Source organism: Nocardiopsis lucentensis DSM 44048, from assembly GCF_000341125.1.
Lineage (GTDB): Bacteria > Actinomycetota > Actinomycetes > Streptosporangiales > Streptosporangiaceae > Nocardiopsis > Nocardiopsis lucentensis.
Genome location: NZ_ANBC01000336.1, coordinates 1 through 10,287, shown reverse-complemented (window position 1 = coordinate 10,287; position 10,287 = coordinate 1). Strand labels below are relative to the sequence as shown.

Sequence of the window (10,287 nt, the reverse complement as noted above, 5' to 3'; positions counted from 1 at the left end):
CCTCGGGCGGGATCATCCCCGCCGGAGTCGACACGGCTGTCGAGACGCCGCGTCCCCCGCGTACGGCGACCACCGTGTACCGGGCCTCGCTGCCCACCGGGATGCCGTCGTCGGTCAGCCTGGTGCCCGACACCTCGCCGACCACGACCTCGCGGGCACTCCCGCCACGGCCCGTCCGCCGGGCGACCCGGTACGTGACCGACCCCGCCAGACTCGGGCTGGGCTGCCATGACACCACCACGTGGTGGCCGTCCACGCGGGCGGAGGCCCCGCGCGGCGGCAGCGGCTCCACCTCGCCCAGCCGCGCGGCGAGCACGTCGTCGTCGGCCGCGATATCCACGGCGGCGGCCAGGGCGCGTGCGGCCTCCTCCCGTTCGTCCGAGCGCAGGTGGCGCTCCGCCTCGGCGGTGAGTTCCTCGACCCTGTCCGCGCGCTCGCGCAGCCGGGCGTGGAACTCGTGGTCCCCGGGCAGGTCCACGGCGGCGGCCTGGGCCTGGCGCAACTGGTGGTCGGCGAGCAGCGCACGCACGTCCTGCTCGGCGTGGGCCGCGGGGTCGGCGCCGGTGTCGCTGCGGCGGACGGCGGCGGCCAGCAGCAGGGCCTCGTGTTCGTCCAACCCCCGGCGCACCCAGTGCCTGACCATGCCGGTCTCGGTGAGCGCGGCGGGGCGGTCGCGCAGGTCGCTGACGACCTCCCACAGCACGAGGGCGTCACGCACGGAGGAGTCACCGCCCGCGCGCAGGATGCTGAGCACGTTCTCAGCCGCCGACTTGCCGTCGGTCAGAGCTTCCACCTGCACGCGGCGGGCGGCGGCGGTCAACGCGGCGTCGCTGAGGGTGCTCTCCCCACCGGGATCCCGGCCGTCGTCACCCTTGAGGCGGAATCCGTCCAGGACGGTGAACCCCCGTGCGAGGCGCTCCTCGCCGAACACCACCATCGGGGAGAAGGCCACGCCCCGGGTGCGCAGGTTGTCGCGCAGGGTGCGAAAGGTGCGGATGGGCGGTGCGGCGGGTAGCTCGGGCAGGTGGTCGACCACCCGCACACCCCGGTCGGTCAGGGTCCGTTCGGCCTCCGTTTCGGTGATGCCCACGGATCCGGTCATCGACCTGAGGGTGTCGCGGTCCAGGACCGCGGTGGTCAGGCTCCCGGCGATGTCGGCCCACTCCCGCCGGGCGCGCTCCACGGCCTCACGGCGGACCCGCTGGAAGTGGGCGTGGGTGAGGGCGCCCTCACGGTCCAGTCGGCCGTGCGCGGCCACGAGGTCGACCAGGACCCTGCGCAGGGCCCGGCGCTTGCCCTGGAGGCCCCGCCAGTAGGCGCACATCCCGGTGACGTGGTCGGTGAACTCCTCGGGGGAGGCGCGCAGCCTCTGTTCGAGGCGGGCGTCGATGCCGTAGCGCGTGAACAGGTCGTCGGGGACGCCGTTCACGCGCGCGGCGGCCAGGACCTCTTCCTCGTACCGTCTGCGGGCCTGTCCGTCCCAGGGCATCGCCTACCGCCGCTCCTCTCGTATCGCCTTCGCCCTCGCGTCTTCCCCGGTCCCCCGCCCGGATGTCACCCCGAGGTGCGGATCATCGCGACGGCGCTCTTGGCCCGCTCCACGCTCTCCTCGGTCATTCCGCCGATCTGGATGTCGAAGTCGACCTCGCCCCCGTTGGCGGGGTCCCAGGCGCGCACGCGCAGCAGACCGGTCTCGGTGAGGTGGAACTCGACCTGGAACGGTGTGCCGGCGGGGCCCTTCGGCAGGCCGGACAACAGGGCGTCACCGATGTGGGCGTTGTGCTCCAACGCTTCGGAGGCGACGGAACCGGCTTGCTCCCAGACGTCGATCTCCACCGACTCCTGGTGGTCCGACACGGTCGCGAAACCGTCCTGGGCCGTGGTCGGCAGGGGTTCGTTGGCCTGGATGAGGTGGCTGACGAACCGGCGTGCGGAGTCGGGGTCGCGGGCGAAGACGGGGTCGTCGGTGTCGACGACCTTCACACCGAACGCGCGCGGGGAGACGCTGGTGATCGACTTGTCCGCCAGCTGCTCGACCTGAGCGGTGGGGATGTTGAGCGCGGCGGCCACCTCTCCGGCCCGGCGCGCACGGTCGCCGCCGTCGGCGGCCGTCCCCATGACGTTCTTCACCTGGCGGACCAGAGCGAACAGGGCCGCGCCCTTGGCCACGGCGAGGTCGGGCTCGTGTATGTGGGCGTCGAACCCGAACCGGTCGCGCAGAGTCCGGGCGACGGCCGGCATGCGAGTCATACCGCCCACGAGCAGGACGTCGTCGAAGTGGGTGACTCCGCGTTCGCGGGCGGCCCCGATCGTGCGCTCGGTGATGGCCAGGGTGCGTTCGAGCAGGTCGGAGGTGAGCTCCTCGAAGTCGTCGCGGGTGAGTTCCACCCGGACGGCGGATCCCTCGAACCGCAGGTTGTGTCGGGCGTTCTCGCGGGTGCTCAGAGACTTCTTGATCTGCTCGGCGGCCGTGGCCAGGTCCTGGAGGAACTGCTCGTCGCCGCCGGGGTCGGGGTCGGGGTGCTCGGCGACGAAGCGCTCCAGTAGGAAGTCGGTGAGCTTCTCGTCCCAGTCCGCTCCGCCGAGGCGGTGGTCGCCGTCGGTGCACACCACGCGGACGTCGTTGTCCTCGACCCGGATGACGGTGGTGTCGAAGGTGCCGCCGCCGAGGTCGTAGACGAGCAGATGCCGGACCCCGGCGTCGGTGTCCAGGCTCTGGTAGTGCAGGGCGGCGGCGACTGGTTCGGGGACGATGTCCAGGACGTTGAGGCCGGCGATCTCCCCGGCCCTGCGGGTGGCCTCCTTCTCCGTGATACCGAAGTAGGCGGGGACGGTGATGACGACGTCCTCGACGGTTCCGCGGTCGTGCTCCCCGGCGGCGCGCGCCAGTTCGCGCAGGATCAGCGCGGAGATGGTCTCCGGGGTGTGCGTGTGGCCGTGGAACTCGTAACCGGCCGACTCGCCCATCTGCCGCTTGACCAGGGAGACGACCTGTTCGGGGAAAAGGATCGCGGTGTTCTTGGCCTCCTCGCCGACGACCACGTTGTCCGCCGACTCGAAGTAGACCACCGAGGGCGTGGTGTCGTTGCCCATGGCGTTCCTGGCGATGGCGGCGCGCCCGGTGTCGTCCACCGAGGCGACACAGGAGTAGGTGGTGCCAAGGTCGATTCCGTAGGTGGTCATGGGCCCTTCCCGGTCAGGGGTGGTCAGGGGTGGGTTCGGCGTGCCGGAAGAAGTGCGCCTGGACCTTGCGGCGGACTCGCCCGGTGGCGGCGTCGCGGAAGCCGTGGGAGACGACGCGCGCGACAGTGTGGGCGCGCTCGGGGTCGGGGTCGTCGACGGTGGACAGGGGGCGGTGCAGGTCGGACTGGAAGGGGTCGCCGGCCTCGGCCTCGACGAGTTCCACTCCGACCCGTTCCAGGGCCAGGAGGGCGTCGTCGGCCAGGCTCGCCAGGAGGTCGGCCAGGCGGCCCTCGTCGCGCTCGCGCAGGCCGCAGGACTCACGGTCGAGTTGCTCGTACAGGTGGATGAGGTCGGTGATCACCGGGTCGAGGACAGCGCGTCGCTCACCCGACTTGAGCTCCTGGTTCTCGGCGTGCAGCCGGTCGATGACCGACTCGCGGTGGCGGGCGCGCTCGTCCAGTCCGGCCAGACGTTCGTCGAGGGCCGTGAGTCGTGCGAAGAGCCGGTCCCAGCCGGGTACGGGAACCGTGGCGGAGGCGTCGGGGCCGGGGACGACCGGGTCGGAGGTGTCCGTCGGGTGCGGCGGACGGGCGTCCGGGGCGTCGTCGGGTGATTCCATCGATGCTGCCTTTCACCACGGTGTGCGAGGGCGCGCGTGACGGCGCCGGTATCCGGGGGAGCCGGGCGGACCATCGGGGCGGAAGGGGGCCGGAGAAGACCGGGACGTGCACGAGCATACTCCCGGAGGCGGGGTTTCACGCGGTGAATACGCGCGCGCGGTAGGGGTGGCAGGGGACGCACGTCTCGACCTGGGATGATCCCCCTCGCGAGGGCGCCGGTTCATTGGCCGTAACCGGCCAGAAGTGCGACCGAAATCGGAGAAAGGCGGTGCCGTGGGAAGGCGCGAGGACACCGTCCGCTGAAGGGCTTTCCTGTTTCCCTGGAGCCCGGCGTTGGAAAACGGTCCCTTCGTCTTTGTTCGCGGGGTGTTTCGGGCACGGCGCCGGAGAGGGAGGGGGACCCGCGGTCATCGGGACGGTGTCGGGCACGTGCGGGTCACCCGCGGAGGGAGGCGTCCCCGGTTCACCCGATCGTGCTCGCACACTGTTCCGGGGGCCGGAACGGAGCGGAGAGGCCGAACACGCGAAGGTCCGGCCATCCACTTGTCCACAGGCCGGTTTGATCGCGGAGGTGAAGGCTGCCACCTTAGTGGTGGGCGGGGTCTCGCACTCCGCCCCCACCCCCTGACGCGTGCCCGGAGGGTTCGGGCGATGAGAGGAAAAAGAATCCACGTGTCCCCGACCTCATGGCCCAGGAGACTGATCAGCCCGAGCGGACTCGCCTTTGTCCTCCTCTGTTTCTCCATGCCGTTCTTCACGGTTTCCTGCAGTGGGGTGATGGGCGACCTCGCCATCAGCTACAGCGGTTACGACCTGGCCTTCAACGGCCTGCCGAGCATCGACGGATCCCTGGCCGGGGAGTTCTCCGAAGCCGACCGCGAGGACCTGCGGCCGGGGGTCCGGGTACTCGCGCTGCTCCCGCTGCTCCTGGTCGTCGCGGGCGCCGTCACCAGCGCCGTGCTGCCGAGACCGTTCCTGCGCTCGGTGGCGGCCACGGCGGCCTCGGGTCTGGCGCTCGTGCTCGTCATCGTCAACCAGGCGGTGACCCACGCGGGCGCCCGTGAGGAGATGTCGTCCGGAGCCGAGGTGGACGTGTCGATGGCCACGATCCAGACCACCACCGGTGTGGGGTTCTGGTTCACCTTCCTGGTGCTCCTCGCGGTGGTGGTGTTCGGCGTCGTCGAGATCGTCCTGGACCGCGGAAGGACTTCGGGGCCGCCGGTCGGCGCTCCCCGGGGAACCGGAGCACCCCCGGGGGCCACGGGCCAGCCGTACACCGCCCCTCCCCGGTGGGGTCCGTCCGGGGGCGGCACCGTGCCGGGACCGGTTCCCGGCGGGCACGCTCCTCCGGGTTTCCCGCAGGCCTCGGGGCGGCAGCGGCCCCCGACGGGACCGGGTCAGCCGCCAACCGGACCTGGGCAGGTGCCGGACGCCCGATGACACCACAGGGCTACACGGCCGCGGAGACACGCCGATCCCGAACATCCCGCCCGCCGGGGGGCGTGCGGGGGCACACGGGACGGATTCCGGGTGCGGGACGGGGCGTCCAGGGCACCGCTGTATCGCTCCACACCCGGGCCGGAGCGCCGTTCCCGCCCCGACCGGTCAGGGACTCGGGCAGACTGTCGGGGGCGGCACCGCGCTGATCCCCCGGTCGCGAGCCCGATTCCCGACGCCGTACCGCGAGAGGAGACGTTCCACGTGTCCCCCGTCCTCCGTCCGCGTGTCCTGGTCGCCGCCGCGGTCGCGCTCGCCGTCCTTTGCGTCGTCGCCTACCTCCTGCCATCTCCGTGGACCCTGTTGTGGATACCGGCCGTCCTCCTCGTGGTGGGCGCCGTCCTGGTCCGTCCCGGCCTCGCCGCCTCCGGGGCGGCTGTCTCCGGCCCCGATTCCTCGGAAGCCTCCGTGCCCGGGGGAGGGGTACCCACCGCACGAGGGTCCGCCGACGTCGAAGCTCCGGGCACGCGGGTGCGCACGGTCGCGCTGCCCAGCGCGGTCGAGGACCACCGGTTCGACTTCTCCGCCGTCGTCCACTGGCGCTGGGACGGCCACGTGGACCTGCGCCTGCGTCCCCCCGCCGGTCCGGCCGTACACGCCGTGGTGACCCGGGCGGCCGAGCTCGCACGGGAGGTCGCCCCCGTCGACCACGGCTTGGCCGAATGCGAGCTGGGGGCGCTCCTGGCCGTCGAGCGGGCGGTCACCGGCGCCGGGATCGTCGTGTGGGCCGAGGAGGTGCGGCTACGCCTCCCGGACGAGGACGTCGAACGGCTGTGCCGGATGGCCGCCCTCCGTAAGGACCGCGCGCTGCGGGAGGCGATCCGCGCGGCCGAGGAGGACCTGTCCGAGCTCCCGCCCCCGCTGCGCGCGCCGTCGGTCGACCTCGTGGGAGCCGACGAGCCCGACTACGCCGCCGACTACGAGGAACTCGCCCCCTTCGACGGGCCCGACCTGCCCCCGCCGCCCGGACCGGGCAGTGACGTCGACGGCGAGGGTTACGAGAGCTACTGGTGGCCCGCCGACGACGCTCCCAGCCCCCACCCCGTGGAGGAGGACGTCCAGGTGGCCATCCTCCGCGGCCTCATCGACTCCGCCGAGGACGCGGACGAGCGCGCGGCCTTCGCGCGTGATCAGGTGCGCGTCCTCGAGCGCGGCGGCTTCACCGAGGTCGCGAGTCGCCTCCGCGGGATCTTCCCCGAAACCGCCGACACCCTCCGGGCCACCGAGGACAGCGAGGTCGACGGCGGCCCCTGAGCCACCACGACCCACGCCACGGCGGCCCGTACGAGCGGGTGGACGGCGATCCGCCCGCTCCCGGGGCCGGGGACAGGCGTTCGCGTCAGTCCAACACCGCGTCGAGGCGCTCCCCCAGATCCGCGCTGAGCATCCGGGAGTAGGTGCCCGTCATGTGGTGGGAGTCCCGGTAGACCACCACGTTCCCCACCACCGCCGGACACGTGCCCGCCACGCAGAACCGGTCGCTGAGGTCGATGAGGTCGGCGTGGCCGTCGATCATCCGGACGGCTCTCTCCTGGGGGTCGTCGAGTTCCAGGGCCTCCTCCTCGGACCGGTCGCACCGGGACAGGTCGTCGGTGTTGGCGGTGAGACACTCCAGGACGTCCTCACGCGTGCGAGGCGTGTCCCGGATCATGACCACGTCCACCCCGGCCGCGCCCACCCGGTCCCACAGCCGGCTCATGCCCTCGGCCATCATGTTCTGGGCGTCCCCCGAAGACACGGCGTCGGCGGGGTCCGCCATCACCGACGAGCTCGTGATCGCCATGTCGGGACGCAGGTCGATGAGTTCGTCGACCACGGCGCGGTTCCACGTCCGGCACTCCTCGTAGGGCTGTGCCTCCCCCCGCGTGGTCAGTGTGTCCGTGAACGCGCACGCGGACTTCGTGAACACCACCAGCCGCCAGCCGCGCTCCAGCGCCAGTTCCTCCAGCGCCGGGATCCACTGCGCGCCGTGCGAGTCGCCCACGACCGCGACCGTCCGGTCGGCGTCCTCGACACCGTAGACGCACGAGGTGTCCGGAGTCGTGTCGTCCTGGGAGGCCTGACAGCCGTCGTCGTAGACCGCGGGCAGGTCCTCGGCGGCGTCCAGCGGGGTCGGGTACATGAGCTCACCGGACGAGGGCACCGGCCTGTCGATCGCGGCCGGCCCCGTGTGCACGGCGGGATCGAACACCACCGATCCGGAACGCTCCACCCGCACCAGGCCCGCGGCGGCCACGGCGCTCACCACGAGCAGCCCCGCGAGGGCGACGACGAGTGCCCGGCGCCCGTCGGGCACCAGGCCGCGGTCGCGCACGGGATCCTCCACCCACGCTTTCGTGCCCCATGCCAGGAGGAGGGACAGCGCGGCCACGAGCACGACGTCGAGCACCCCCAACCGCTCGCGCCCCGTCACCGCGAGGGTGAGGATGATGAGCGGCCAGTGCCACAGGTACAGCGAGTAGGACACGTCCCCGACGAAGCGGGCCGGGGCCGTGCTCAGCAACGCCGACGCGGCCGGACGACCGGGGGAGTCCTCGGCCGCGATCACCGCGACGGCGCCGAGGACGGGAAGGGCCGCCGCCCATCCGGGGAAGGCCGTGCCCGCGTCGTAGAACACGGCGGACGCGGCGATGGCGGCCAGCCCGAGCCATCCCAAGGGAAGCTTGAGCCAGGAGGGCGGACCGCCCCGCGCCAGCCCCACGGCGAGCAGCCCTCCGGCGGCCAGTTCCCAGGCCCGTGTCGTGGGGAGGAAGTACGCCGCGGCCGTCCCCTCCACGGCCAGCAGGACCGAGGCGGCCAGGGACGCCGTGAACAGGGCGCCGAGGACCACGACCAAGAACCCCGTACCGGCGCGCGGACGCCGCCGGGCCAGGGCCCACACGGCGAACAGCAGTGGCCAGACCACGTAGAACTGCTCCTCGACCGACAGCGACCAGAAGTGCTGCACCGGGCTGGGAGGTGCCTCGGCGGACAGGTAGTCCACCGCCTGGTCGGCCAGGTAGAGGTTCTCGACGTAGGCGGCGGAGGCCACCAGCTGCCACGCGGTGTCGGCGAGCCGGGGCAGCGGGAGGAGGACGAGTGAGGCGGCCCCCGTGGCGACGAGCACGACCGTCGCGGCGGGCAGCAGCCGTCGGACCCGTCGCACGTAGAAGCGGCCGAGCGCGACACGGCCCTTTCCGGTGGCCTCGCGGTACAGCAGCGAGGTGATGAGGAAACCGGAGATCACGAAGAACACGTCGACGCCGACGTAGCCGCCCGGGAGCAGACGGGGGTCCAGGTGATAGACGAGGACCAGCAGCACGGCCAGGGCGCGCAACCCCTGCACCTCGGGGCGGAACCGGCGGCCGCCCGGCGCGGCCGCGGGCGGTGTGTGTCCGGCCCCGTCACTCGGCCGGGGGGTGGTTCGTGGCGTCGGACGCCACACGAGGTTCGGGCGCATTCCGTTATGTTGCCGTTGCCTTCACTGTGGACAAAGCCGACACGGTGGGCGTTGGCGCAACCTCAGTCCGGAGTTCACCCAATGGACTTCCGGGGTCCGTGTTCCCTTCCCCGTTCACGGTTTCGGGAGCTGTCGGGACCGGCCGGGCCCTCTCCGCCCGAGGCGTCCCCCCGACGTCCCTCCGACCGCTCCCGGCCCGGGGCGGGGTTCGTGCCCTGGGGGTAGTTCAGGCCGTTCTCGGTGACGCTCAGCTGGTTCCGGATCTCCTGGAGCAGCGAGTCTGGTACCACCCCCAGACGGACGCCCTCCTCCGCCAGGTCCGCCGCCTTTCTGAGTGTCCGCCACGCCTCCAGCAGGTCGCGGTCGGTCAGGGTCGCGGCCAGCAGCTTCATCGCCCGCAGTTGTCCGGAACGGTGGCGCAGCCCCCCGTACCCCTCGACCGCGACCCGTGCCAGCTCCTCGGCCTCGGTCAACCGACCGGCCTGCTGGAGCGCCTCCGCCGCCTGCCGGTGCGCGCGGGCATGCCACCACTTGTCGCCCAACTCGTGGAAGCCCGCGGCGGCCCGCAACATCTCCTCCTTGCCGACCCCGCGGTCCTGGGCCATCCGGGTCTCCCCCAGCACCAGGCACGTGCGCCATCGTCCCCAGGCGTCACCGAGCTGGGCGAAGGCCCGCTCCGCCGCCAGCAACCGGGAGATCTGCTCCGAAGCCTGCCAGGCGTCCCGTACCCGCGGGCGCCGACGGAACAGGCCGGACGGGGGCGGCGGTTCGGCGAACCGTTCGGCGTAGGCCTCGTCACCGTCGACGAACAGCTCGGCGACCCGGGCCCGCTGCCGGCTCGGCCATCGCGGGTCGCGCGCGGTCAGCCGTCGCCGTTCACGTCCGCGGTCGGGACTCAGCAGCAGTTCGCACGCCCCGGCCTCCCGGTTGAGTTCGTTGGTGGACAGACGGCCCAGGGAACGCAGGTAGCGGGCGTGGTACCAGTCGCCGTGGGGCAGGTGGGCGATCCGCTCCCGTTCGTCCTCCAACACGAACCAGGCGTTGAGCGCGAACCCGCGTAGCCGCAGCACCTCGCCCTTTTGCAACTGGACCCGGGCCCACTGCTCGGGGACGTCCTGGGAGCCCACGAGCAGTTCCTGCGCCAGGACCAGGAAGTCGTAGGCGCGCTCCAGGTGCCCCTGGAAGCGGTCGACCTCGGCCAGGTTGCACAGCGCCCGGACCTGCCACCAGCGGTCGTCGTGTTCGGCGAAGACCTTGACGGCCTCCTCGATCTCGGCTCGGCCGTCGTCCAGGTCGCCGCTCCGGTACAGGTTCACCCCGACCGAGCGCCGCGCACGTGCCGACCAGCGTGGGTCGACCCCCGCGAGCTGCTCCAGGACGTACAGCGCGGTCAGGGCGCGTTCGTGTCCGGCGTCGTGGTCGCCGTGGCCGCTGGCCACCTCGGCGCGGTCGAGCTGGGAGACACCATAGGCGAACGGGTCGCCCATCTCCAGGGCGAGCGCGGCGGCCTCCCAGGTGGCCTCCCGCATGGCCTCCCAACGAGTGTGG

General features: G+C 72.4%; 6 protein-coding genes and 1 pseudogene. 2 read left to right on the top strand and 5 right to left on the bottom strand.

Annotated elements, in window-relative coordinates:
• The 3 genes from D471_RS0111915 to grpE form a co-directional block, all read right to left on the bottom strand.
• The coding region (locus tag D471_RS0111915; protein WP_026127642.1) for a hypothetical protein at positions 1-1,489 on the bottom strand (1,489 nt) is incomplete at its 3' end.
• Positions 1,490-1,554: 65 nt separating this feature from the next.
• On the bottom strand, positions 1,555-3,183 hold the full coding sequence (locus D471_RS0111910) for an Hsp70 family protein (protein WP_017598826.1): 1,629 nt from the start codon (positions 3,181-3,183) through the stop codon (positions 1,555-1,557).
• Between the two features lie 13 nt (positions 3,184-3,196).
• Entirely contained in the window at positions 3,197-3,802 is a 606-nt protein-coding gene (gene grpE, locus D471_RS34045) for a nucleotide exchange factor GrpE (RefSeq protein ID WP_020380397.1), read from the bottom strand.
• A 778-nt stretch (positions 3,803-4,580) separates the two neighbouring features.
• On the opposite strand from grpE, the gene D471_RS34040 reads away from it, so the two are divergent.
• Positions 4,581-5,243 carry a hypothetical protein gene (locus D471_RS34040; protein WP_152486283.1) on the top strand — a complete coding sequence of 221 codons (663 nt, stop codon included), beginning with the start codon at positions 4,581-4,583 and terminating at the stop codon, positions 5,241-5,243.
• A gap of 261 nt (positions 5,244-5,504) precedes the next feature.
• The gene (locus D471_RS0111895) at positions 5,505-6,554 is read left to right on the top strand and encodes a hypothetical protein (protein ID WP_083924204.1); all 1,050 of its coding nucleotides are present in this window, start codon (positions 5,505-5,507) and stop codon (positions 6,552-6,554) included.
• Positions 6,555-6,639: 85 nt separating this feature from the next.
• Here the strand turns inward: D471_RS0111895 and D471_RS0111890 are convergent, their stop codons facing one another.
• Complete coding sequence (locus D471_RS0111890) at positions 6,640-8,739, bottom strand: acyltransferase family protein (RefSeq protein WP_017598824.1); 2,100 nt, start codon at positions 8,737-8,739, stop codon at positions 6,640-6,642.
• Between the two features lie 74 nt (positions 8,740-8,813).
• A pseudogene (locus D471_RS34035) lies at positions 8,814-10,287 on the bottom strand (tetratricopeptide repeat protein); the annotation flags it as partial.